Origin of the sequence: Thermosynechococcus sp. PP555, assembly GCF_031583225.1 — a bacterium.
Taxonomy (GTDB): Bacteria; Cyanobacteriota; Cyanobacteriia; order Thermosynechococcales; family Thermosynechococcaceae; genus Thermosynechococcus.
On sequence record NZ_CP134168.1, the window covers coordinates 955,222 to 978,383 of the forward strand.

The 23,162-nt window shown below is 54.7% G+C and carries 21 protein-coding genes and 1 tRNA gene; 15 read left to right on the forward strand and 7 right to left on the reverse strand.

Annotated elements, in window-relative coordinates; translation table 11 throughout:
- Positions 1-6: 6 nt before the first annotated feature.
- Together ruvA and RHH27_RS04525 are read right to left on the reverse strand one after the other, a co-directional pair.
- Positions 7-639: a Holliday junction branch migration protein RuvA gene (gene ruvA / locus RHH27_RS04520; protein ID WP_206201252.1), complete on the reverse strand. Its 633-nt coding sequence runs from the start codon at positions 637-639 to the stop codon at positions 7-9.
- 41 nt (positions 640-680) lie between these two features.
- Positions 681-752: transfer RNA gene (locus RHH27_RS04525), tRNA-Thr, on the reverse strand.
- A gap of 142 nt (positions 753-894) precedes the next feature.
- Between RHH27_RS04525 and RHH27_RS04530 the strand changes: the two genes are divergently transcribed.
- From RHH27_RS04530 to RHH27_RS04540, 3 genes are read left to right on the forward strand one after another with little or no spacing between them, the layout of a single operon-like run.
- Entirely contained in the window at positions 895-2,238 is a 1,344-nt protein-coding gene (locus tag RHH27_RS04530; RefSeq protein ID WP_149817309.1) for an adenylosuccinate synthase, read from the forward strand.
- A 14-nt stretch (positions 2,239-2,252) separates the two neighbouring features.
- Positions 2,253-2,558: a 50S ribosomal protein L25 gene (gene rplY, locus RHH27_RS04535; RefSeq protein ID WP_302678971.1), complete on the forward strand. Its 306-nt coding sequence runs from the start codon at positions 2,253-2,255 to the stop codon at positions 2,556-2,558.
- Between the two features lie 51 nt (positions 2,559-2,609).
- Complete coding sequence (locus RHH27_RS04540; RefSeq protein ID WP_302678972.1) at positions 2,610-4,076, forward strand: TldD/PmbA family protein; 1,467 nt, start codon at positions 2,610-2,612, stop codon at positions 4,074-4,076.
- Between the two features lie 234 nt (positions 4,077-4,310).
- On the opposite strand, the gene ftsH4 is transcribed toward RHH27_RS04540, so the two are convergent.
- Positions 4,311-6,170 carry an ATP-dependent zinc metalloprotease FtsH4 gene (gene ftsH4, locus RHH27_RS04545; RefSeq protein WP_302678973.1) on the reverse strand — a complete coding sequence of 620 codons (1,860 nt, stop codon included), beginning with the start codon at positions 6,168-6,170 and terminating at the stop codon, positions 4,311-4,313.
- A 188-nt stretch (positions 6,171-6,358) separates the two neighbouring features.
- On the opposite strand from ftsH4, the gene prfB reads away from it, so the two are divergent.
- Positions 6,359-7,472 (forward strand): peptide chain release factor 2 gene (gene prfB / locus RHH27_RS04550; RefSeq protein WP_302678974.1). Its coding sequence is split into 2 segments (ribosomal slippage): positions 6,359-6,433 and positions 6,435-7,472, totalling 1,113 coding nucleotides; the frame shifts between segments, so codons are not numbered across the junction.
- A 55-nt stretch (positions 7,473-7,527) separates the two neighbouring features.
- Here the strand turns inward: prfB and atpC are convergent.
- The 3 genes from atpC to RHH27_RS04565 all read right to left on the reverse strand — a co-directional run bounded on the left by atpC (position 7,528) and on the right by RHH27_RS04565 (position 9,883).
- Positions 7,528-7,944: an ATP synthase F1 subunit epsilon gene (gene atpC / locus RHH27_RS04555; protein ID WP_302676665.1), complete on the reverse strand. Its 417-nt coding sequence runs from the start codon at positions 7,942-7,944 to the stop codon at positions 7,528-7,530.
- A gap of 67 nt (positions 7,945-8,011) precedes the next feature.
- Positions 8,012-9,460: a F0F1 ATP synthase subunit beta gene (atpD, locus tag RHH27_RS04560; protein WP_302678975.1), complete on the reverse strand. Its 1,449-nt coding sequence runs from the start codon at positions 9,458-9,460 to the stop codon at positions 8,012-8,014.
- Positions 9,461-9,688: 228 nt separating this feature from the next.
- Positions 9,689-9,883: a DUF2862 domain-containing protein gene (locus tag RHH27_RS04565; RefSeq protein ID WP_149817325.1), complete on the reverse strand. Its 195-nt coding sequence runs from the start codon at positions 9,881-9,883 to the stop codon at positions 9,689-9,691.
- Between the two features lie 72 nt (positions 9,884-9,955).
- On the opposite strand from RHH27_RS04565, the gene RHH27_RS04570 reads away from it, so the two are divergent.
- From RHH27_RS04570 to RHH27_RS04595, 6 genes are all read left to right on the forward strand, one after another.
- Entirely contained in the window at positions 9,956-10,987 is a 1,032-nt protein-coding gene (locus RHH27_RS04570; RefSeq protein WP_302678976.1) for a D-alanine--D-alanine ligase family protein, read from the forward strand.
- Between the two features lie 107 nt (positions 10,988-11,094).
- Positions 11,095-11,628 (forward strand): 4Fe-4S binding protein, encoded by a 534-nt coding sequence (locus RHH27_RS04575; RefSeq protein ID WP_302678977.1) that lies wholly within the window; start codon positions 11,095-11,097, stop codon positions 11,626-11,628.
- A gap of 48 nt (positions 11,629-11,676) precedes the next feature.
- Positions 11,677-12,171: an isoprenylcysteine carboxylmethyltransferase family protein gene (locus tag RHH27_RS04580; protein WP_206201260.1), complete on the forward strand. Its 495-nt coding sequence runs from the start codon at positions 11,677-11,679 to the stop codon at positions 12,169-12,171.
- 84 nt (positions 12,172-12,255) lie between these two features.
- Positions 12,256-14,979, forward strand: coding sequence for a CBS domain-containing protein (locus tag RHH27_RS04585; protein WP_302678978.1), 2,724 nt, complete (start codon positions 12,256-12,258; stop codon positions 14,977-14,979).
- On the forward strand, positions 14,976-15,911 hold the full coding sequence (locus RHH27_RS04590; protein WP_206201262.1) for a DNA polymerase III subunit delta': 936 nt from the start codon (positions 14,976-14,978) through the stop codon (positions 15,909-15,911). Before RHH27_RS04585 ends, RHH27_RS04590 begins: the two co-directional genes overlap by 4 nt.
- A gap of 37 nt (positions 15,912-15,948) precedes the next feature.
- The gene (locus RHH27_RS04595; RefSeq protein WP_302678979.1) at positions 15,949-17,190 is read left to right on the forward strand and encodes an efflux RND transporter periplasmic adaptor subunit; all 1,242 of its coding nucleotides are present in this window, start codon (positions 15,949-15,951) and stop codon (positions 17,188-17,190) included.
- An 8-nt stretch (positions 17,191-17,198) separates the two neighbouring features.
- Here the strand turns inward: RHH27_RS04595 and RHH27_RS04600 are convergent, their stop codons facing one another.
- The gene (locus RHH27_RS04600; protein WP_302678980.1) at positions 17,199-18,707 is read right to left on the reverse strand and encodes a pyruvate kinase; all 1,509 of its coding nucleotides are present in this window, start codon (positions 18,705-18,707) and stop codon (positions 17,199-17,201) included.
- A 376-nt stretch (positions 18,708-19,083) separates the two neighbouring features.
- Between RHH27_RS04600 and RHH27_RS04605 the strand changes: the two genes are divergently transcribed.
- The 5 genes from RHH27_RS04605 to RHH27_RS04625 all read left to right on the forward strand — a co-directional run bounded on the left by RHH27_RS04605 (position 19,084) and on the right by RHH27_RS04625 (position 23,079).
- Entirely contained in the window at positions 19,084-19,416 is a 333-nt protein-coding gene (locus tag RHH27_RS04605) for a hypothetical protein (protein WP_206201264.1), read from the forward strand.
- A gap of 89 nt (positions 19,417-19,505) precedes the next feature.
- Positions 19,506-19,784, forward strand: a complete 279-nt coding sequence (locus tag RHH27_RS04610) for a hypothetical protein (RefSeq protein ID WP_302678981.1) — start codon at positions 19,506-19,508, stop codon at positions 19,782-19,784.
- Positions 19,785-19,882: 98 nt separating this feature from the next.
- The gene (locus tag RHH27_RS04615; RefSeq protein WP_302678982.1) at positions 19,883-20,953 is read left to right on the forward strand and encodes a Fe(3+) ABC transporter substrate-binding protein; all 1,071 of its coding nucleotides are present in this window, start codon (positions 19,883-19,885) and stop codon (positions 20,951-20,953) included.
- 38 nt (positions 20,954-20,991) lie between these two features.
- Positions 20,992-21,999, forward strand: a complete 1,008-nt coding sequence (gene cbiB, locus RHH27_RS04620) for an adenosylcobinamide-phosphate synthase CbiB (RefSeq protein ID WP_206201266.1) — start codon at positions 20,992-20,994, stop codon at positions 21,997-21,999.
- A gap of 66 nt (positions 22,000-22,065) precedes the next feature.
- On the forward strand, positions 22,066-23,079 hold the full coding sequence (locus RHH27_RS04625; RefSeq protein WP_302678983.1) for a PAS domain-containing protein: 1,014 nt from the start codon (positions 22,066-22,068) through the stop codon (positions 23,077-23,079).
- Positions 23,080-23,162: the final 83 nt, after the last annotated feature.

The following is a 23,162-nucleotide window of genomic DNA, read 5'->3' on the forward strand; positions in this document are numbered from 1 at the left end:
TAAGGCCTAGGTATTGGCACTTAGCCATGTGATGGCTTCCCGTAGCCATGCCTCTGGATCGCTATTCTTGGCGAGGGTGCTCGTTTGGCCGATGGCAGTAAGGGCAGCTTCAATCTCGCGATCGCTATAACCCAAGGCTAAAAGAGTCAACTCCAGTTCTTCACGCATCGCTTCCGTGGGCAGGCCAGCGGGAGCCGTTGTTAACCCCGTTTCCTGTCGCCAAGCACTCAGGGCGGCTTTCAGTTCCAAGGCAATGCGCTCAGCGGTTTTATTGCCGACTCCGGGCGCGCGGCTGAGACGACGGGTATTGCCACTGACGATCGCTTGGACTAGCTCTGGCAAAGGTAGGGTATCCAGCAACGATAGCGCCATCTGTGGCCCAACCCCATTGACACGGATCAAACGCAAAAAGAGATCCCGCTCCGCTGCCGAGGCAAAGCCATAGAGGAGCATCTGATCCTCACGGACACTGAGATGGGTAAAAATCTGCACCACCTCAGCACTCGGCGGGTATTGCCGCAACAAATGGGACGGGACCAGTAAGCGATAGCCGACCCCATTCACCTCTAGGATGAGGGCAGAGCGATGGCCCCCCTCCGATTGATGGGCAACAACAGTTCCTCTGAGGTAGGCAAACACAGTCTGTTCCTGCTCGCAGACGATTGGAAATGGGTGAGCCAAGCCGATGATGAGATTCGAACTCACGACCGCTCGATTACGAATCGAGTGCTCTACCACTGAGCTACATCGGCATTCAAAGCATTATTTATGCTAGCACGATCGCCCCTAGGACAGGCAAGGCAATGGCAAAATTTTTGCGATCGCGCGCTTGTGTGCATTTGCCCCAAGGGTTACAATAGACGATTGTGTTAATTAACGAGTTAAGAAAATCACTTGGCAAACGTCGTCGTTGTTGGTGCCCAGTGGGGCGATGAAGGCAAGGGTAAAATCACCGATCTCCTGAGCAAGTCTGCCGATGTGGTAGTCCGCTATCAGGGCGGTGTCAATGCAGGTCACACGATTGTCGTCAAAGACCAGACCCTAAAATTGCACCTGATTCCGTCAGGGATTCTCTACCCCGATACCCAGTGCATCATTGGGGCGGGAACGGTGGTGGATCCTAAGGTGCTCCTTGAGGAACTCGAACAACTGGAACAGTTGGGGGTGAGCACTGAGAATCTGCTGATTGCAGAAACAGCCCATGTGACGATGCCCTACCATCGCCAGTTGGATATTGCTGCTGAGGAACGGCGTGGCTCACGGCGCATTGGTACCACAGGACGCGGCATTGGCCCCACCTATGCCGATAAATCGGAGCGCACGGGGATTCGCATGCTGGATCTGCTGGATGCTGATCAGTTGGCCGCCAAGCTGGAGTGGGCGATCGCCCAAAAGAATTTGATCCTCGAAAAGCTCTACGGACTGGCGCCCCTTGAACCGCAGCCGATCATTGAAGAGTACTGTGCCTACGGTGAGCGCCTGCGATCGCACATTGTCGATGGTTCCCTCGTGCTGGATGATGCCATCCGCCGGCGGCGCAACATTCTCTTTGAAGGTGCCCAAGGTACTCTTTTAGACCTTGACCATGGCACCTATCCCTACGTCACCTCCTCAAACCCTGTGGCCGGGGGTGCTTGTGTCGGGGCGGGGATTGGTCCAACGATGATTGACCGCGTCATTGGTGTGGCCAAAGCCTATACCACGCGGGTCGGCGAAGGGCCTTTTCCAACGGAATTACTGGATGAGGTGGGAGAACTCTTGGGCGATCGCGGTGCTGAATTTGGTACCACAACTGGACGGCGCCGCCGCTGTGGCTGGTTTGATGCCGTGATTGGCCGTTATGCGGTGCGCATCAATGGCCTCGATTGCTTAGCAATTACGAAGCTCGATGTCCTCGATGAGCTGCCAGAGATCAAAGTCTGTGTTGCCTATGATATTGACGGTGAGCGCTGCGAACACTTCCCCAGCAATGCCCTCAAATTTGCCCGCTGTCGTCCCATCTATGAAACCCTGCCGGGGTGGCAGCAATCCACCCGTCATTGCCGCTCCCTTGATGATCTGCCCAAGGCGGCATTGAACTATCTCAAGTTTTTGGCTGAAATTATGTCTGTGCCCATCGCCATTGTCTCGTTGGGGGCAGAGCGCAGCCAAACCATCATTGTTGAGGATCCGATCCATGGTCCGAAACGGGCACTCCTCAAGGATGATGGCACCCAAGTCCATCCCGTTTTATCTTAATTGGAGTTGCAGCAATGTCTCGTTCCTTAGCTATTGAGGGGCACCTACGCCCTGCCGATGCTAAACCCAATGCCCTACGCCGTGAGGGCAAAACCCCTGCCGTCCTCTACGGCCCGACGCTTGAGTCTTCGATTTCCTTGGTGGTGGATACCCATGCCGCCGAATTTTTGGTGCGGGATGCCCGTCTCCAGAAAACCCCGATCCAGCTTTCGATCCCCGATTTGCCGTGGCAGGGAACGGTGGTGCTCCAAGAGGTGCAAGCCCACCCCGCCAAGGATACCCTTTACCACCTCTCCTTTTTAGCCAAAGCTGAAAACTAGGCTGCAAGGGGGAATTTGCTATAGTGGGGATATGTTAAGTGATTGTTAACAATGCCAGCCACGCTCCTTCGTTCTGCAGATCTTGCCCACCTTAGCTATTCCCCCGAAGGCGATCGCTTTGATGGCTCTTGGGAATCTCCCCTCGCTACGCTCCTTGGCCTTGGGCGGGCGGCTGGCGCTGATTTTGTCGAGATTTTCCTTGAGCGCAACCATTACCTTAGTACTCTTGTCGAGGACGATCGCCTGACGAGTGTCTCCCCTCGCTTGAGTTTAGGGGCGGGTATTCGCGTTTTTCGCGGTACTAGTGATTGCTACGTGAGCACCAATGACCTCAGCTTTAAGGGGTTGCAGGCAGCTTTAGAGAAGGCTCTGGGCTTAATGGGGTTGCTCTTACCCAGTCCGCAAGCTTACGTGCCTGAAATCCACCTTGAATTGCTGCGGGACTATGCCCAAGGCCGCAAGGAAGGCTGGCTAGCCGCCTGTAGTTCTATTGCTGAAGTGGCCGATATTCTCTTGGCGGGCAGCGATCGCCTACGCCAGAAAACCCAGCATCTGCAATCCCGCCGCCTCAGTTATTTTCGCGATTGGCAAGAGGTCATGGTGGCCGCCAGTGATGGCACCTTTGGTCGCGATATTCGCCTCACCCAATCAGCAGTGGCCTCTGTTCTCTGTGCGGATGGCGAGCACCGCGCCTCCATTGGTGAGCGCAATGGCGATACCAGTAATCCAGACTTTTTGCGCCAGTGGGACTACACCACCTTGGCCGATACCGTTGCCGAAGCGGCGGGCAAAATGCTCTATGCTGACTATGTGGAATCGGGCACTTACCCGGTGATCATGGCCAACCAATTTGGCGGGGTGATCTTCCATGAAGCCTGTGGTCACCTCTTGGAAACCACTCAAATTGAACGCGGTACGACCCCCTTTGCCGATAAAAAAGGCGAAAAAATTGCCCATGAAAACTTGACCGCTTGGGATGAGGGAATTACCAGCGGTGCCTTTGGCAGTATTGATATGGACGATGAGGGGATGCCGGCGCAGCGCACGTTGCTGATTGAAAATGGCATCCTTAAGAATTTCCTGAGCGATCGCGCGGGTTCGATGCGCACAGGGCACCCTCGCACGGGCAGTGGCCGCCGCCAAAGTTATACCTATGCTGCCGCTTCGCGGATGCGCAATACCTACATTGCCCCCGGTGAATACCGTGTTGAGGACTTAATTGCCTCCATTGATCGCGGCATTTACTGCAAACGCATGGGGGGTGGCAGTGTCGGTGCCACGGGGCAATTTAACTTTGCCGTTGAGGAAGCCTACTGGATTGAACATGGCCAAATCAAACAGCCCCTCAAGGGAGCCACACTGATTGGCGAAGCCAAGGAAATCATGCAGCGAATTTCAATGTCAGCCAATGATCTTGCCCTTGCCCCCGGTTTCTGTGGCTCGATTAGCGGTAGTATCTACGTCACCGTTGGTCAACCCCACATTAAAGTCGATGCCATTACCGTCGGTGGCCGCTAAACTGATTACCTGCGGTTATGGGTTTGAGTAGAAATGCCTAAAGATTTTATATGTGAATTTTTGTGACTCTGGCTACATTATCATGGAAGAAGAAGGGGAGCTAAGGCAGTGCAGCTTTTTGATCGCCCTCACCGCTTTGTGTGCGCCTTGACTTCTCTTCTGAGACAAAAACATTGGACTGAATGACCAGTAATCCGCTGGTCTTTTTTTTTGGCGGTTTTGCAGCTCCCTTGGTTAGGCAGCGGTTGGGGTTTTTACTTGGCTCAGTAGTTCGTGGAGTTCTTCGCCCTCAATCACTTCTTTTTCCAAGAGTTTTTGGGCGATCGCTTCGAGAAGGTCACGGTTCTCCTTAAGAATACTGAGCGCCTGCTGGTGAGCTGACTCGATAATTTCTTTGACTTCGCGATCGATGGCTTGAGCGGTTTCCTCACTGACTGCCCGTAGCATCATGCCATTGTTCGTCAAAAAGCTCGCCTGTTGTTGCTCAAAGGCAAGAGGACCAAGGACTTTGCTCATGCCGTAGCTGCGCACCATCCGCTCTGCCAAATCTGTGGCCCGTTGTAGATCATTAGCGGCTCCAGTTGTGATCGTGCCAAAGACAATTTCCTCTGCCGATCGCCCCCCTAGCAACGTGGCAATTTGGGCGCGCAATTCTTGCTCATCAAGGAGGAAGCGATCCTCCGTCGGCAACTGCAATGTGTAACCAAGAGCTGCCATGCCACGGGGCACAATCGAGATTTTCTCTACCCGACCACTGCCTGGCAGCGCACAGCCGACAAGGGCATGACCGACTTCGTGGTAGGCAACAATTTTCTTCTCCTTGTCGTTGAGGACACGGCTTTTTTTCTCAAGGCCAGCCACGATGCGTTCAATGGCTTCAGCAAAGTCCTGCTGCGTCACCACTTCCCGTTGATTGCGCGCCGCCAGTAGGGCTGCTTCATTGACTAGGTTGGCCAAGTCTGCGCCAGCAAACCCCGGTGTACGGGCAGCGATTGCGTGTAGATCCACTTCAGGGGCCAGTTTCACCTTTTTGGCATGAATTTTCAAAATTGCCTCCCGACCACTCAAATCGGGGCGATCGACCAAGACTTGGCGGTCAAAGCGTCCAGGGCGCAGCAATGCCGGATCAAGGGTTTCGGGGCGGTTGGTTGCCGCAAGGACAATGACCGTTGCCCCCGTGGCATCAAAGCCATCCATTTCCGTGAGCAGTTGGTTGAGGGTTTGCTCCCGCTCATCGTTACCGCCATAAAAACCGGCACTGGAACGGGACTTACCAATGGCATCTAACTCATCAATAAAGACAATACAGGGGGCTTGCTTTTTCGCCTGCTCAAAGAGATCCCGTACGCGGGCAGACCCGACACCCACAAATAGCTCGACAAACTCCGAACCCGAAATGGAGAAGAAGGGGACATTGGCTTCGCCAGCAACAGCTTTGGCCAGCAGGGTTTTCCCTGTTCCCGGTGGCCCCACCAGCAGCACCCCCTTGGGAATGCGGGCACCAATTTGAATATAGCGTTGGGGATTTTTCAGAAAATCAACAATTTCGACCAGCTCCGCCTTAGCTTCCTCAACCCCAGCCACATCATCAAAGCGAATCCCCGTGTTGGCACCCTCGACATAGACCTTAGCGCGGCTTTTGCTGATGGAGAGAACCCCCTGAGGACCACCGCCCGCTTGGCGACTGGCAAAGAATTGAAAGATGAGCACAAACACAATCGGCGGAATGACCCAACCAAGGACATTCAACAACCAACTGTTGCGCGGTGGGGGGGCAGCGGCAAACTCAACACCTTTTTCCTGTAGGAGTTTCGGTAGCTCCAGATCAAAGATTGGCGTTGTCGCTAGTACTTGGGGCGGTTTATCTCCCTCTGGCTTTAATTGGTAGAGAATTTCATTTTGGCTGACATAGGCACGCGCCACTTTCCCCTCTTGCACCTGATGGATAAACATACTGTAGGGAACCTGAGGTGGACGGGGGGCAAAAAGTCGGGGGAAAAGTAGGTTCAATAGGAGAAATCCCAACCCCACGAAAAGAAGCAGATTACCAATCCAGCGATTACGGGGTACTTCGGGCGGGTTCTTGATGGCCATAGGTTAGATTCCCCAGAGTTCACCTACCGATCATGGTGACACTTGGAAGGGACTCAGGGCAAGGGCAAGAAGCTTAACATTCGGTCACTCAACCCCGCAGCTAGCCTAGAAATGCCCGACACTACAGTGAGGAAGCGGGCAAGCCTTTGATAAAATATCAACAGAATTCCTCTCTTTTGCATCGTAGAATGATTGATTTAAGTACCCTCAAACGCGATTTTTCTTTGTTGCGCGATCGCCTGGGTCATACCCAGGACTATCTTTGACCCAGCAGCATTAAGCGCTAAGGTTCACGACCTTGAGCACACCGCCGCTCAGCCAGACTTCTGGAATGATCAAGCGATCGCCCAAGTCACACTCCAACAGTTGACCGAAGCCAAAGACGCCCTCAACCAACTTCAGCAGTGGCAAAAAACGATTGAACACGTGGAAACGGCACTGGAACTGCTGGAGCTAGAACCGGATGAAGGGCTGGTGACAGAGGCGACTACGCTGCTCAAGGATTTAGACGCCCAGTTGAGTCGATGGGAACTGGAACAACTCCTCAGTGGCCCCTACGACAAAAACAACGCCATTCTCACGATCAATGCTGGTGCTGGCGGGACTGATGCTCAGGATTGGGCAGAAATGTTGCTGCGAATGTACACCCGCTGGGCGGAGCGCCATGGTTACCAAACCCATCTGGCCGAGTTATCGGAGGGGGAGGAGGCGGGCATTAAGTCAGCCACCCTAGAAATTCGGGGGCGCTATGCCTACGGTTATCTGCGCTCTGAAAAGGGCACCCATCGGCTGGTGCGCATTTCTCCCTTTAATGCCAATGGTAAACGGCAAACCAGCTTTGCCGGCGTGGATGTGATGCCCGAACTGGATCAATCCGTTACGGTAGAGATTCCCGAAAGCGACTTAGAAATTACCACCTCTCGCAGTGGCGGCAAGGGAGGACAAAACGTCAACAAGGTGGAAACAGCCGTGCGCATTGTCCATAAGCCAACGGGCTTGGCCGTCCGCTGTACGCAGGAGCGATCGCAACTACAAAACAAGGAAAAAGCCCTTGCCATTCTCAAGGCCAAGCTATTAGTCATTGCCCAAGAACAAAAGGCCAAGGAAATTGCTGATATTCGCGGTGATGCTGTTGAAGCGGCTTGGGGCAACCAAATTCGCAACTATGTCTTCCATCCCTATCAACTGGTCAAAGACCTGCGCACGGAGGTGGAAACGACAGCCATTCAAGAGGTCATGGATGGTGACCTCGATCCCTTTATCCAAGCCTACCTGCGGCAGCAAACGGAGGAAGCCAGTTAAACAAAAAACTCCCCCTAGGGGGAGCAATTGCAGTTCAGCAAATCAGGGAAAGAACCTAAATCTCGACCACGCCCCCTGCGGCCTGCAAGCGAGCACGGGCACGACGAAAGGCTTGGGTAGCTTGAATTTTGGCCTGTTTAGATTCCCCCTGTTCGGCTTTAACGAGGGCGGCCTGTGCTTCAGCAAATTCGGCCTTGGCTTTTTCGAGGTCAATTGTGTCCCCGCGCTCAGCACCGTTGACAAGAATGGTCACTTCGTTGTTTTCAACTTCGGCAAAGCCCCCCATGAGGGCGATCGCCACCCATTCGCGGTCTTGGCGCACCCGCATCACGCCCGTTTCCAAGGCGGTTAAGAGAGGGGCATGATTTGAGAGAATACCCAATTGCCCCGTTGTGCTGGGCAAAATCACTTCCTCAGCGGGGGCATCCCAAACGGTTTTATCGGGTGCAATTACCCGGACGGTCATCACCATAACGCTTCCCTTGCCACTCAATGATCAAAGGGCGGGTTGCCCCACCCTGTATGGACACCTGTGAAACCTAGGCTTTGAGTTTTTCAGCCTTAGCTTTGGCTTCTTCGATATTGCCCACCATGTAGAAGGCTTGTTCGGGCAGATCATCCAGCTCACCGCTGAGGATCATCTGGAAGCCTTTGATGGTTTCTTCGAGGGTGACGTATTTACCGGGGGCACCGGTGAACACTTCCGCCACAAAGAAGGGCTGAGACAGGAAGCGCTCAATTTTGCGTGCCCGCGCCACGGTTAGGCGGTCTTCCTCAGAGAGTTCATCGAGACCCAAAATGGCAATAATGTCCTGCAGCTCTTTGTAGCGCTGAAGGGTCGCTTGCACCGCCCGTGCTGTTTGATAGTGCTCCTGACCCACAATGTCCGGCTGCAACATGTTGGAGGTGGAGCCAAGGGGATCCACAGCGGGGTAAATCCCTTTTGCAGCTAGACCACGGGAGAGCACCGTTGTCCCATCCAAGTGGGCAAAGGTCGTGGCCGGAGCAGGGTCAGTCAGGTCGTCCGCAGGCACATAGACCGCTTGAATCGAAGTAATCGAACCTTCCGTGGTCGAGGTAATCCGCTCTTGTAGGGCACCCACATCGGTACCGAGGGTGGGCTGATATCCCACCGCAGAGGGCATCCGACCGAGTAGCGCCGACACCTCAGAACCGGCTTGCACAAAGCGGAAGATGTTATCAATAAACAGCAGCACATCCTGCTTGTTGACATCGCGGAAGTATTCGGCCATCGTCAGCCCCGACAGACCCACACGCATCCGTGCGCCGGGGGGTTCGTTCATTTGACCGTACACAAGGGCGATTTTAGATTTGCTGGGATCGTTTTTGTCGATCACGCCCGATTCAATCATTTCGTTGTAGAGGTCATTGCCTTCGCGGGTACGTTCGCCCACGCCAGCAAACACCGACACTCCACCGTGTTGGGTGGCAATGTTGTTGATCAGTTCCATCATGATCACGGTCTTGCCGACGCCCGCACCGCCAAAGAGGCCAATTTTACCGCCACGGCGATAGGGGGTGAGCAGGTCAATCACCTTGATGCCCGTTTCAAACACCGAGGGCTTGGTTTCCAGTTGCGTAAAGCTGGGAGCAGGACGGTGAATGGGCAGGGTTTCAGCGGCACTGACAGCGCCTTTTTCGTCCACGGGTTCACCCAGCACGTTGAAGATGCGACCAAGGGTGGCTGTCCCTACGGGCACGCTGATGGGGGCACCGGTATCTACGGCTTCCATTCCCCGCACTAAGCCATCGGTGCTGCTCATGGCAACGGCACGGACGCGGTTATCGCCAAGGAGTTGTTGCACTTCACAGGTTACAGCCACGTCTAAGCCGGCCTCGTTTTTGCCTTGAATCCGCAGGGCGTTGTAAATGGCGGGCATTTTGCCGCTGGGAAATTCAATGTCAACGACAGGGCCAATGACCTGAGTAATAAAGCCTACATTGGTTCGTTCTGCTGATATGACCATGGACGTTTGCCTACTGTCTAGGTAAATTCATTTGCGTTTTTTCAGAGGGCGATCGCTCCCCAAGGGGCACAACGATCGAGACTGAAAGTGGAATGCAGCGTTTGGTGCAAGCGCACCACAATACAACGTACCACTAATGCAGCCTTTTTCTATCGGATTCAGTGGGATCCAAATCTGAGGTCTTATTGACCCCGCTCAGTTGCTGTGAAAAAGGCGGCAGGGCAGGAATTAGCCGACGACTTCAATTTCGTCCTCAAAAAACCAAGTGCTGGAGCGATCGTCGAAGGTGACAATGACGCCAACCCCACTGCCATCGGTCATCTTAAAACCAGTAATTTGACCCACTTGGCCGAGTTTTTGAATGATGTCTTGGGCGACGCGATCGCGAATTCGACAGACGCGCACTTTTTGCCCCACGTCCATAGCAACTCCCAAACTTTGTATAATCCTTGAAAATCGTACCAAGAAACCGTCACATTCACACGGGTTTGTCCTATGGGTCGTCTGCGGGTCGGGCTATTGTTTGGCGGTCGCTCACGGGAGCATGAAGTTTCGGTGGTCTCGGCGGCAGCGATCGCCCAAGCCTTTACCGAGGGCGACAATCGCGATCGCTATGAAGTGATTCCGATCTACATCCAAAAAGACGGTCGCTGGCGCTCCACAGACCGCGTTGGCATCCCCGAGGGCGCAGCACCAGAGGACTCCCTGTGGCAGTTTCCTGCGGTTGCCGAAACCATTGACGTTTGGTTCCCGATTCTCCACGGCCCCAATGGTGAAGATGGTACGATGCAAGGCCTGCTGCAATTGATGCAACGCCCCTACGTGGGTTCGGGGGTGGCTGCCTCGGCCATTGGTATGGACAAAATCTTGATGAAAACGGTCTTTGGGGCTGTGGGCTTACCCCAAGTGCGCTACGTAGCCCTGCAGCGCAGTGACCTGTGGTCGGATCCCTGTCGTTACAACCATTTGTGCGATCGCATTGAAACTGAATTGGGCTATCCCTGCTTTGTCAAACCTGCCAACCTGGGCTCCTCCGTGGGCATCTCCAAGGCCAAAAATCGCCAACAACTGACAACTGCCCTTGAGGCCGCTGCCGAACTGGATCGCCGCATCATTGTGGAAGCGGGTGTGGTTGCCCGTGAGCTAGAGTGCGCGGTGCTCGGCAATGATAAACCCCAAGCTTCGGTGGTGGGGGAGATTACCTACAGCAGCGAGTTCTATGACTACGAAACCAAATACACCGATGGCCGCGCTCAACTCCATATTCCTGCGGAGATTCCCCCAGCGGTGAGTGAGCAGATCCGCACGATGTCCCTACAGGCCTTTCAAGCCCTTGATGCCGCTGGCCTTGCCCGCTTTGATTTTTTCTATGTACCCAGCACTGGCGAAATCCTGATTAATGAAGTGAATACCCTACCGGGGTTTACCGCCCTGAGTATGTACCCCCAACTGTGGGCGGCAAGTGGTGTACCCTTTCCAGAATTAGTCCATCGCTTGGTGCAATTGGCCCTAGAGCGGCACGGCTAGCTATTCCCCTGAGCAACGTAAAGAGTCATAAAGACACTGCATCTAGGCCTTGATTTTTTCTATTAAATAACTCTATAGTCATATAAGACTATAAGACTAGGCAGGTTATGAAGCGATCGTTGAGGGGCAAGCCCAGTCAGTGGGCAATGATTTGGCTATTTTTTCTAATTGCGATCGGTGGCCTCTGGTATCCGTGGCTGGGGTACCTCATGCTGGCCATGATGCTGGGTATTCCTGCGCTGGCCTATTTTCGTAGCCGCTATTGGTGTGGCAACCTCTGCCCGCGTGGCGCGTTCCTAGACATTGTGCTTTATCACTTTAGTCCCCACCGTCCCTATCCCAAACTCTTCAAAAAACAAAGTTTTCGCTGGGCGGTGTTTAGCTTCATCATGACGGTTTTTGCCCTTCGCATGACATTGGCATGGGGCAACTGGGTGGCGGTAGGTGGCCTCTTTGTCAATATGTGCGTCGTCACCTCCATTGTTGCGATTCTCTTGGGGGTAATCTTTAATCAGCGGGCATGGTGCGCGATTTGCCCGATGGGCACACTCCAAGAATCCTTGGGTAAACTGGGAAGTGGCCAGACGAAGGCGAAAAAGGCCAGTGCGAAAGCCACAAAATTGTTGCCCCCTGTGGAATGAGCGCGCGATCGCTAGAATTGAAGATATCCACCAACAGCGGCAACCAAGGTGAATAAACTGCAAGAGTGGGGCTTCAGCAAAGACTGGTGGCGCAATCAACGGGGAGAATTTTGGGTCATTGGCCAAACGGTACTCAGTATCGGCTTTATTCTCTTGCCAGTGGTCCGAGTGGTTAGCCTGCCCTTGGTGGTGCGCCTAGGATTGACCCTTGGCTTGGGTCTGATTGGCCTTGGTCTAGGCATGGCTGGCTTGTTTCACCTAGGGAACAACTTGACGCCCCTACCCCATCCCAAGGAGGACAGTCAGTTAGTGACCACGGGGGTTTATGGTTGGGTGCGCCATCCGATCTATAGCAGTGTGATCTTTTTGGCCTTGGCCTATGGTGTATGGCAAATGAGTCTTTCCCACGGGCTGGGGGCGATCGCCCTCTTTATCTTCTTTGACCACAAGGCCGCTCAGGAGGAACAGTGGCTGTTGGCCAAGTTTAAGGACTATGCCACGTATCGGCAAAGGGTGAAGAAACTGATTCCCTTCCTGTACTAAAATACTTAACACTAATTTTTGTACTCATTTATTGCCTAGGCCACTAAGCTACGCTATGATTGCAATCCCCTTGCGGAATCTTTGATGGATGTTGTCCTTTGTCATCAAATTGCTGATTTTGACACCCTTGGGGCAGCCGTCGGTGTCACACGCCTTTATCCGGGAACCAAAATTGTCTTAACGGGGGGAACCCATCCCAAGGTGGGGGAGTTTTTGGCCTACCATCGCGATGAATATCCCCTCATTGAAGCAAGAGCCGTTGACCCCCGTCAATTGCGCCAGATTTGGGTGGTGGATACGCAGTGGCGTCGCCAATTGGGGCAAGCCGCAGGATGGCTGGATCAACCCCAAGTCCAAATTGGCCTGTACGATCACCATTTGGAGATGACGGGGGATATTGTCTCCCAGCAGCAATGGTTAGAACCCGTTGGAGCCACCAGTACTATCATTTGCGAGCAGTTGCAGACCGCAGAGATTCGCCTCACACCCACAGAAGCAACGGTTCTTGCCCTAGGGATTCACGCCGATACGGGTTCCTTGACCTTTGAGCAAACCACGGTGCGGGATGTGCAGGCCTTGGCATGGCTGTTGAGCCAAGGCGCCAATCAGCGGGCGATCGCCACCTATTCCGAGGCTGGCTTGAGTGCAGACCTGCAACCTTATCTACGCCAAGCATGGGCAAATCTCCAGCAAGTAGTTTATCAGGGCTATCGGCTGGGCTGGGTGCTGCTGCACACGGCGGAGTATCTCCCCGGCCTCTCGCGGTTAATCACCCAATTGGCGGATCTCAGTGAATGCGATGCCATTCTTCTGGGGCATAGCTATCGCCAACATCATCTCGCCATTATTGCCCGCAGCCAAATTCCCAATGTCAATGTTGCCCATTTGCTGGCTCCCCTTGGCGGGGGTGGCCATGCCCAAGCCGCCGCAGTGACGATGACCACAGACCAGCCAGAGGCGGTGCTCAAAGAGATATTTACAGCGCTTCAAGCACAGATTCCCCATCCGCCAACAGCGGCAGAACTCATGTCCTCACCCGTACGAACAGTACGTCCAGAAACCCCCATTGCCGATGCCCACCGCGTCTTGCTGCGCTATGGCCACTCTGGTCTGTCGGTGGTGAGTGCTGCAGGGGAACTTCAGGGGATTATTTCACGGCGAGATTTGGATGTAGCGCTGCACCACGGCTTTGCCCATGCCCCGGTCAAAGGATACATGAAAGCACCGGTGCGCACGGTTTCCCCGACAACGCCACTGCCAGAGATTCAAGCCCTAATGGTGCAGTACGATATTGGGCGATTACCAGTGGTGAATAAGCAAGGTGATCTTGTGGGAATTGTCACCCGTACCGATGTGCTGCGCCACCTCTATGCCCTCAGCCGCGAAACGGAAACGGTCTGCCCCTTGCCAACCCTAAATCTTTACGAGGCACTGCAACAACGGCTGCCGGAGCAACTGTGGACACTACTACAACGGGCGGCAGCGATCGCCAAGGAACGCGGCTGGCAACTATACCTTGTGGGTGGCGCAGTGCGGGATCTGCTGCTGGCCATTGCCCAAGGGAATCACCATTTACCGACACGGGAGTTTGATTTGGTGGTGGATGGGGTGCAACAGGAGGAAGCTGCTGGCGTGCATTTGGCACAAGCGCTCCATGACCTCTACCCAGAGACCGATTTACAGATCTACGGTCAGTTTCAAACCGCTGCACTTCACTGGCCGAAGGCCTTGCCCTTAGCCGGGTTTGCTGTGGATATTGCCACCGCCCGCAGTGAGTTTTATCCCTATCCAGCCGCGCATCCGGAAGTGGCTGCCAGTTCGATTCGCCAAGATCTCTACCGCCGCGATTTTACCATCAATGCCCTAGCCATGCGCCTAACACCACCGCGCCATGGGGAAGTCCTTGATTTTTTTGGCGGACGGGAGGATTTGCAGCGGCGACTGATTCGGGTGCTCCACCCCAATAGCTTTATTGAAGACCCGACGCGGATTTTTCGAGCCGTGCGCTTTGCTGTGCGCCTTGGCTTTGACCTAGAGCCGCAAACCCGCCAGTACATTGAATATGCCCTCACCAGCGGTGTCTTTGCCACCCGCGATCGCCCCACCTCAAAACGGCCTTCCCTCCAAAGTCGGCTGCGCAATGAACTGCGCCACATCCTTGAACTGCCCCTTGCGCCAACGGAACACTTTGGCGGTGAGCGTGCCTTGACGTTACTCGCGGAATTGGGTGCCCTTGAGTGTTTAGATCGCCAAGTCACCTTTGATCAGGCGGCCAAGGTGCGCTTGAAATTGGTTTGGGAGTGGTGGCCAGAAGTGCCTGAGCGGCAAGAGTGGCAAACCTTTCCCCTGTGGGAGCTAGAACTCTTGGCCTTGATTGTGACTGTCCCCACGGCGGGGGCGATCGCCCGTCAACTGCAACTGGGGGAGCACATCTGTGAGTGGCTGGACACTTTTCCTCAATGCCAACAGGAGTGGCAGAGATTGCGGCAGAGCCAGCAACAGCGCAGTCGCTACTGTGAATTTTTAGAGCGTCACCCCTTACCCGTCATTGTGCTTTTGGCCGCAGTACAGCAGGCAAAAGGTAGCGCAGCCGATTTAGGGGATGTCGCCCTATTGCGGGAGTATCTCTGGCATTGGCGATTGCAAAAGCCGCCCCTAAATGGCCATGATCTGCAACAGTTGGGCTATCCTCGCGGACCGCAGTTACGGCAAATTCTCCTTGCCCTGCGATCGGCAATGCTTGATGGCCTTGTCAGCGATCGCCCCAGTGCCATTGCCTATGTTGCAGCCCATTTCCCCAAACCATGAATTGGTTTCGCTCTGTCATTGGTCAGCCAACCGCTGTGCAACTCCTGACCCATGCCCTCGATCGCCAGCGACTCGCCCCCGCCTATCTCTTTATTGGACCTGAAGGGGTAGGCCGTGCCCTCACTGCCCGCTGTTTTCTGCAAGCAATTCTCAACGAGGCCAGTGATCTCAGCAACCACCCGGATGTCCTCTGGATTGAACCCACCTACAGTGTCCAAGGGACGCTCTACACCCGTCGCCAACTCCTCGCCGCTGAGAAGGAGATTCCCCGCAGTGCCCCCCAGATTCGTCTAGAGCAAATTCGCCAACTTAGCCGTCACCTCAGCCAACCGCCGATGCGTGCGTCGCGATCGCTAGTGGTCTTGACCCAAGCTGAAACCATGAACGAAGCCGCCGCCAATGCCCTGCTAAAAACCCTCGAAGAACCGGGGCGTGCCACGTTGATTCTCATTGCTCCCAGTCCGTCAGCACTCTTGAATACGATAGTTTCCCGTTGTCAGAAAATTCCCTTCTATCCCCTCAACCGTTCCGATCTCGAACAGGTTCTGCGACAGGTCGCCCCCCCTGAATTTTGGCAGGAGGTTAGCCCTGCCCTCTTTGACCTAGGAGCTGGCTCCCCAGGAGCAGTTCTGCAAGCGTGGCAAACATGGCGAGAGATTCCTGAGCCGTTCCGCCACCTCGGCAAACAACTGACTACACCCCTCCCTTTACAAACTGCTTTGGAATTGGCACGAGATATTAGCCAATCCCTTGATGTGGAACGACAGCTCTGGCTCCTCGGTCTAATGCAGCAGCAAATTTGGCAAGGGGGATCGTTCCCGCAGAAGGTGTCTATGCTTCAGCAATTGGAGCGTGCCCGTCAGTATTTGCAGCAGTACGTTCAGCCTCGCCTTGTCTGGGAGGTGTTACTGATGCAGTTGGGGACGGTGTGATAGGCTATCGGCAGCAGTTGGGAAGATAAATAGACAGATGATGGCGAAACAACAATGGCTGGGGGCGATCGCGATCGCGGTGCTCTTGGGGGGATGCCAGTCGGCAATAAATCGCTTAGAATCACCGGCAGTCGCGCGTCCGGAGAGTGAAGGGGTTACTGCTGATGTGGCGGTGGCACGCTTGGAACGGCTGGAAACAGGCTCAACCCTGACAGGTACCACTCACCCCTACCGTGAAGTGATGGTGCGATCGCAGGTGGAGGGACAAGTTCTTCACCTGAGTGTAGATGTGGGCGATCGCGTGCAAGCGGGGCAACTGTTGGCGGAGGTGGATCCCGTTGTCCTCAAAAATGCCGTCTTTGCAGCAGAGGCAGAACTGGCTGCCCGTCGCAACGAGGTGATCCAAGCCAAAGCCGCCGTCAATCGCGCTCGTACAGCCGTCGAAGAAGCCCGTCTTACCCTCCAACAGGCGGAAAGTGACGCCCGCCGCCTTGAAACCCTGCTGCGGGATGGTGCCGTCTCAGCACAAGCAGCGGAACAGGCACGCACAACGGCGCAAACAGCACGGCAGGTACTGCGGTCTCGTGAAGCAGAGGTGGTGACCGCCCAACAGGGGGTGGCCGTTGCCCAAGGTCGGGTGCAAGCCCAAATCGCCTTTGTCCAACAGGCACGGGCACGGTTGAATCAAGCCCTCCTGCGATCGCCCCTCAATGGCGTGGTGCTAGAGCGACTGACAGAAGTGGGCAACCTACTGCAACCGGGGGGAGAAGTTCTTCGCCTTGGCGATATTCGTCAACTCAAAGTTGTTGTGGAAGTCTCGGAACGGGAATTAGCGAGATTAGCTCCCGGCCAAGGGGCAACAGTGACGTTTGATGCCGTGCCCAACCGCACCTATGAAGGACGGATTACGCGAATTTCACCTGCCGCCGCCGCTGCCCGTCTGATTCCTGTGGAAGTTGTGATTGACAATGCCGATGAACGCCTGGGCAGTGGTTTACTGGCACGGGTGGCCTTCCAAGGAGCGAATGCGCCGCGTTTGATGATTCCGCAATCCGCCCTCAGTGGTTTTGAGGAGGGGCAACTATCCTCACGGCAAGGCAGCGTTTTTGTGGTGGTTGGCGATCGCGTGCAGGAGCGGCAGGTCACCCTGGGTCAACGGCGGGAGGGCAAAGTGGAAATCCTCAGTGGTTTGAATGCTGGCGATCGCTATGTCGTCCGTTCGGGTCGGCCCCTGCGGGACGGGGATAAAATTCGCCCCAGCATCCTCTCTGAAGGCTAACTAGAGGTTTATTGGCGCACAATTGTCTCGTAGGGGTGCCACGAGTGCAGTGCCCGCAGTTGCGGTGTTTTCTTCTGCTGGTGGGCTTCCATGCGGGCAAGGACATCATCGAGGATATCTACTGCCAGTCCCACATAGGGGCCTTTGTTGAGCATGACACACTCCGCTCGCTCCGCCATCGCCGCATCCGTGATTTCTGCACGGGAGGGCACGCCTTTTTTCACCAAGTTTTCAAGGACTTGGGTGGCCCAAACCACGGGCACATGGGCGGCTTCACAGAGCCAGAGGATTTCCTCCTGCATTTCTGCCAAGCGTTGGTAGCCAATTTCAACCGCGAGATCACCTCGGGCAATCATGACGCCAAAGGGTTGCCGACCCGCCGCTTGGATGATCAGTTCTGGCAGTGCTCGAATTGCTTTCGGGGTCTCAATTTTGGCAATGATGCCCATCTGGTCGGCGCGATCGCCACAACAATGCTCCAGTTCCCGTTGCAGTAGGGCAATATCCTCGGCGGACTGGACGTAGGAGTAGCCAATGATGTCGGCATGGCGGCAAGCAAAGGCCAGATGCTCGCGATCGCTTTCGGTCAGAGGACACAGGCGCAAATCACTGTCGGGGAAGTTCAAGCCTTTGGCCACTTTCAACCGCTGTCCTTCTTTGCAGTGGGTGATAGTCAGTTCCACCCCTTGCTCATCTTTGCTGACAATGCGACCGCCAATGTGGCCATCATCAATCCAAACCCGCTGCCCCACCGCCAATTGCGGCAAAATTTCTGGCAAGGAGCAGGTGAATTGCGGTATTTCTCCACCATCAGGGCAAATTTCCGTTGTCAGCCGCAGGCGATCGCCGCCGTGGACGCGCACCGTTTCCGGAAAAATGTCGGCAATGCGGGGTTTTGGCCCCCCCAAGTCCATGAGAATTTTGCAGGGTTGACCCGTAATGTGGCTTGCCGCTTGCAGGTGCTCAATCATCGCTTCCCAAGTGGCAGGGTCATCGTGGGCACAGTTGATGCGGGCACAGTTCATGCCCTTGCGCAGCAGGGTAATGCTCCATTGGGGGTCAGTCGCCGCCTCAGGGGGCAGGGTCACCATGATGCGCCCATGGCGTTTGCCGCGAATGGATCCAAAGAGTTCTTCCGTCTGGCGGCGCAGTTGGCGATCGCCCGCAAAAAAGGCATCTAAGGGTGGGCGGGGGGGCAGTGACTCATGGGTATGGCACAGGGCGCCCAAAGTATTGATCACCGCATCCAAATTGGGGAGCACCCGCGACTCGATCCGTCCTAAGGACGATAACCCCCAAGGCATCAAGGCCATTTGAATTGCCCGTAGATCCCGCCAGCGCAAGGCCAAATAGTAGGCAAGATTGCGGGCACTAGGTATAAATTCGGATCGCTTAATTTTTGATTGCCACTGTTGAAAACGGGCTTCCCCCTCTTTAGTAATTTCCTGCCGCAGTTCTAACAAGCTATGGAGCAAGGCAACCGGTGAAACCGGTACAGTCGGTGCCTCCAGCAACATAACCGCCTCCTAGATGGTTTTAAGGGAATTCATGATTCGGTTGGACTCATGGCAAAGCCAGATTTCATGGGGATTTGCGGGAAATTTAGTGATTCTTGAAAACCATGAATTGATGGCTTAACAATACCCCTCACTGCAAAACATAAATAAACACTTCTTTACATCACTCGGCTGCAACGAACGGTGGTGTAGGAACCGTTGTGCTTTCTGACACAACTCTATCTATCTTTCAGTATATCTGCTGACCTCTTTCGGGAATCTTAATTTTCTCCCAAGCAAAAGGATTAAGAGTTACTACAAGGGTTCCAAACCGATTTCCCAGTTCTGTTATGTTCTCAATAGAGATGTTCATTGTCTTGCCCTGACCAGTGCCCCTATGGATCGTCATCCTTCGTTGCAATTACTCAAATACTCCTATCAGTCCGCAGTGGCTTGGTGCCAAGAACATGGGTGGACAGATCTCTTTATTGAGCAGTACCAGTATTGGGCGTTTCCCCCTGGCGGCGTGATGCCCTTACCTTTGCCCACCGATGGCTTGCAATTCATTGACCTGCCGGCTGCCCCATCCCCGCAGCAACGCCGCCTACAGATGTTGGCACTGGCGATCGCCCTAGTCACCACGGGCTTGAGTGGCTGGCTGCAGTCTTTGCTCCCCCTCGTCATTGGCTTTAGCTGCTGTGCCCTTTTGATTGCCGCCCAAGAACCCTAGGGGGGATTCCTGATACACTGGAAAGCTGGCCTGCACGTTAGCGCATCCCCTTGATTGGCTTAGATTCAACCATAGAACAGCCACCTGTCTTGGCGAGTGGGACTCAATTCTACAGTCCCGGCTATTCATTCAGCTATGAGGTCATGGGTGCCTGTTGTCGCCTTTTTGACCGCGAGCAGTTACCGTGGCCCTGTTGCCGCATTGCTTGGCGCAGCAAAGAACCCAGTTGGCGGCGCATTGGGCGGCGGCTTGTTCTCGACAGTGCCACAAAACGGCATCCCAGCTATTGGGTGCGCCACCTCGAAACGGGCGCCATGATGGTGATTACGCTCTATTGGGTGGAGTTATCCCCTAGCGATCGCCAGTGATGGTACAGCAAAGACTTAACTTATTGCAACTAAATTGCAAAAACAAAGCCATCGTCCTAGAATATTTCTCAGATTGCATTTAGGAGAAATTCTCAACTATGCAGAAAGTCGGTCGCCGTGTACTCTTGGGCATGGGCGCTGGGGCAACGGCCTATGTCGCCCACCACCTCTGGAACCAAAAAGCAGAATCGAGCAATGCTCAACAGCGGCAGGCAGGGGGTGTGATCAATGTCTATTCAGCACGGCACTACGATACCGACAAAGCCCTCTACAACGGTTTCACCGAGCAAACTGGCATTCGGGTCAATCTCATTGAAGCTGAGGCCGATGCCCTAATTGAACGGATTCGCAGTGAGGGCAGTCGGAGTCCTGCCGATGTGTTGATTACGGTGGATGCTGGTCGTTTGTGGCGAGCCCAGCAGGCCGGTCTTTTGCAGCCGATTCAGTCAAGGGTACTCAACAGCGTGGTGCCAGCCAACCTGCGGGAACCCCAAGGTCACTGGTTTGGCCTCTCGCGGCGCGTACGCGTTCTAATCTACAACAAATCCAGCGTCAATCCCAATCAACTGTCCACCTACGAAGACTTAGCTAATCCTAGGTGGCGGCGGCAGATTCTCACACGCAGCTCCAGCCATGTCTATAACCAATCCTTGGTAGGCTCACTGCTGGCGATTCATGGTTCTCAAAGAACAGAAGAGTGGGTGCGGGGATTGGTTGCCAACTTTGCCCGACCCCCAGAGGGAAATGACACCGCCCAAATTCGCGCTTGTGCAGCGGGTGTTGGAGGTATTGCAATTACAAATCATTACTACCTCGCTCGATTAATGGCCTCAGATAAAGCAGAAGACCGCGCAGTTGCTGAGAAGGTTGGTTTGTTCTTCCCGAATCAGCGCGATCGCGGTGCCCACGTGAATATCTGCGGTGGTGGCGTGGTGGCGGGTGCCCCCAATCGGCAAGGGGCCATTCGTTTTCTCGAATACTTAGTGAGTCCCAAGGCGCAGGAGATGTTTGCCATGGCCAACTTTGAATATCCCGTGCGCTCCGGGGTACCCTTGCATCCGGTTGTGCGGCGCTTTGGCAACTTCCGTGGCCAAAATGTCAATGCTGCAGTGTTTGGCCGCAACAATGCCGACGCTCTGCGGATTATGGACCGGGCGGGGTGGCGCTAAGGTTCTAAAATGAGCGATCGCCCCCGTTGATCGTTCCTGTGTCTTGCGCCTTCATTGCCTACACGATTCTTCTGGCTGCTGCCCTCCTTGACTTTGGCCTTGGGGATCCGTGGGGCTGGCCGCATCCCGTGCGCTGGATGGGAGCCTATATTCAATCCCTTAGCAACGGGTTCAACTATGGCCAAGGCTGGCCAGTTTGGGGACAGCGGTTGGGGGGGGCGCTGCTGACACTGAGCTTAATCCTAGGTTCTGCCCTCATCAGTTGGGGGGTGGTGGCACTGGGAATGACGATTTCGCCCCTCCTCGGTTGGGGGATTGCAGTCGTGGGCACCGCCAGTGGCTTTGCGGGTCGTAGTCTGCGGGATGCAGCGGCAGAGGTATTGGCACCTTTGGCGGCTAGCAATCTTGAGGGGGCACGCCAGTCCTTGGCTAAGTATGTGGGTCGCGAGACTGCCCACTTAGAGGCGCCTGAGATTCTGCGGGCGGTTCTGGAAACGGTGAGTGAGAATACGACCGATGGCATGATGGCACCGCTGTTTTATGGGGCGATCGCCACCCTTATCGTTCCGCAACTAACCCCCTTGCCCCTCGTCATGGCCTACAAAGCTGCCAGTACCTTGGACTCAATGATTGGCTATCGCGAGCCACCCTACACCCACTGGGGATGGTTTGCTGCCAAAACCGATGATGTGCTCACGTGGTTGCCCTGTCGGTGGCTCGTCTTTCTAGTTGCCCTTTGCTCTAGGCAGTGGCAGCGGGTATGGCAGTGGTGTTGCCAGGATGCGCCCAAGGATCCCAGTCCCAATTCCGGTTGGAGTGAGTGTGCCTATGCAGCCGCTTTTGGCGTACGGCTGGGGGGTACGAATATCTATCGCGGCACGGTGAAAGTGAAACCCTTTTTAGGAGAACCGCTGCACCCCATTGATCAAGGCACGATTATTGCAGCTCTGCGGCTCAGCCGTTCCCTCTACCTGATCACCCTTACAGCCACAGGCGGCATCGTTTTGGTGTGGCATTTGGTGTGGCATAAAGTGTTTTCCATTTAGCAGTTCATCTTGGCCAGAATCGTTTAGAGTAGATGGATTAAGAAATAAAATTTAGAAACATTGGCCGTGGTTCAGCCCTCTCCTCTGCAAGGCCAGACACTGGCCGCTTCCTCCCTCTCCATGGCCGATCGCCTGTTGGAGATTTTTTTTAACTACAGTGCCCAAGGGCTACTACTGATTGGTGTTTCTGCCACCCGCCCACCCCAATATCAAGTCATTAGCGCCAACAGCATTGGCCAGCAGCTTTTGGGGAATCACCTCTCCGTAGCTTCACTGCTTCAGGATGGAGCACTGCTAACCTTTTTCGACCCCCTGACGGAGATTCCCCAGGCCATCCATAAGGTGCTGGGTCTTTTGGGGGAAATGACGGAGGCCGATCGCGCTTACCTCTTTGAACGTGACCCCGGTACCCAAGGGAGCTTTTCCAATACCTACGAATGGTGCGCCCCCGGCATTGAACCTCAGCAGGAACAGCTTCAGGGGATTGTGACTCAAGACTATCCCCGTTTTTTCGAAGAAATTCAGAGCCAGGATCATGTCATCTGGCCTTGCATCCAAAACCTGCCCAAGGATTCCCCTGATCGCCAAGGTCTAGACGTCCAGCAAATTCAGTCCCTCCTTGTGGTTGCCCTCAATCGCGGTGAGGAGTTGATCGGCTTTTTGGGATTAGACTTTGTACGTCAGGCTCATTCCCACCTAGAGACCCTCCTACCACTGCTGCAAGTGATGGGTCAAGTATTTACCAATGTGCTAGAGCGCCAAGAGATCGAGCGATCGCTCCGCCTTGCCGAGAGCCAGTACCGCAGTATTTTTGAAAATGCCACAGAGGGGATCTTGCAATCTAGTCCCAATGGTCATTACCTCAAAGTCAACCCCGCCTTGGCTCGCATCTACGCTTATGACTCCCCAGCGGATCTACAGGCTCACATCACTGACATTGCTGGTCAGCTCTATGTCAATCCGCGTCGCCGCGAAGAGTTTATCCAAGCCCTCACCGCCACTGGTACTGTTACCGACTTTGAATCGCAGGTCTATCGTATAGGTGTGAGAGCAGCATCCCTTGTGGAGTTTTCCACATAAGGTTAGGATGATGAATCGATTGGCCACTCCGCTTCCCTACATTGCCGCGCCTTAACCCCCACCTGCGATGCGAGGATTAGGGA

Coding starts and splice junctions, on each gene's coding strand:
- rplY (WP_302678971.1), top strand. CDS start 2,253: ATGTCTCGTTCCTTAGCTATTGAGGGGCACCTACGCCCTGCCGATGCT.
- RHH27_RS04540 (WP_302678972.1), top strand. CDS start 2,610: ATGCCAGCCACGCTCCTTCGTTCTGCAGATCTTGCCCACCTTAGCTAT.
- ftsH4 (WP_302678973.1), bottom strand. CDS start 6,170: ATGGCCATCAAGAACCCGCCCGAAGTACCCCGTAATCGCTGGATTGGT.
- atpC (WP_302676665.1), bottom strand. CDS start 7,944: ATGGTGATGACCGTCCGGGTAATTGCACCCGATAAAACCGTTTGGGAT.
- atpD (WP_302678975.1), bottom strand. CDS start 9,460: ATGGTCATATCAGCAGAACGAACCAATGTAGGCTTTATTACTCAGGTC.
- RHH27_RS04565 (WP_149817325.1), bottom strand. CDS start 9,883: ATGGACGTGGGGCAAAAAGTGCGCGTCTGTCGAATTCGCGATCGCGTC.
- RHH27_RS04570 (WP_302678976.1), top strand. CDS start 9,956: ATGGGTCGTCTGCGGGTCGGGCTATTGTTTGGCGGTCGCTCACGGGAG.
- RHH27_RS04575 (WP_302678977.1), top strand. CDS start 11,095: ATGAAGCGATCGTTGAGGGGCAAGCCCAGTCAGTGGGCAATGATTTGG.
- RHH27_RS04585 (WP_302678978.1), top strand. CDS start 12,256: ATGGATGTTGTCCTTTGTCATCAAATTGCTGATTTTGACACCCTTGGG.
- RHH27_RS04590 (WP_206201262.1), top strand. CDS start 14,976: ATGAATTGGTTTCGCTCTGTCATTGGTCAGCCAACCGCTGTGCAACTC.
- RHH27_RS04595 (WP_302678979.1), top strand. CDS start 15,949: ATGATGGCGAAACAACAATGGCTGGGGGCGATCGCGATCGCGGTGCTC.
- RHH27_RS04600 (WP_302678980.1), bottom strand. CDS start 18,707: ATGTTGCTGGAGGCACCGACTGTACCGGTTTCACCGGTTGCCTTGCTC.
- RHH27_RS04605 (WP_206201264.1), top strand. CDS start 19,084: ATGGATCGTCATCCTTCGTTGCAATTACTCAAATACTCCTATCAGTCC.
- RHH27_RS04615 (WP_302678982.1), top strand. CDS start 19,883: ATGCAGAAAGTCGGTCGCCGTGTACTCTTGGGCATGGGCGCTGGGGCA.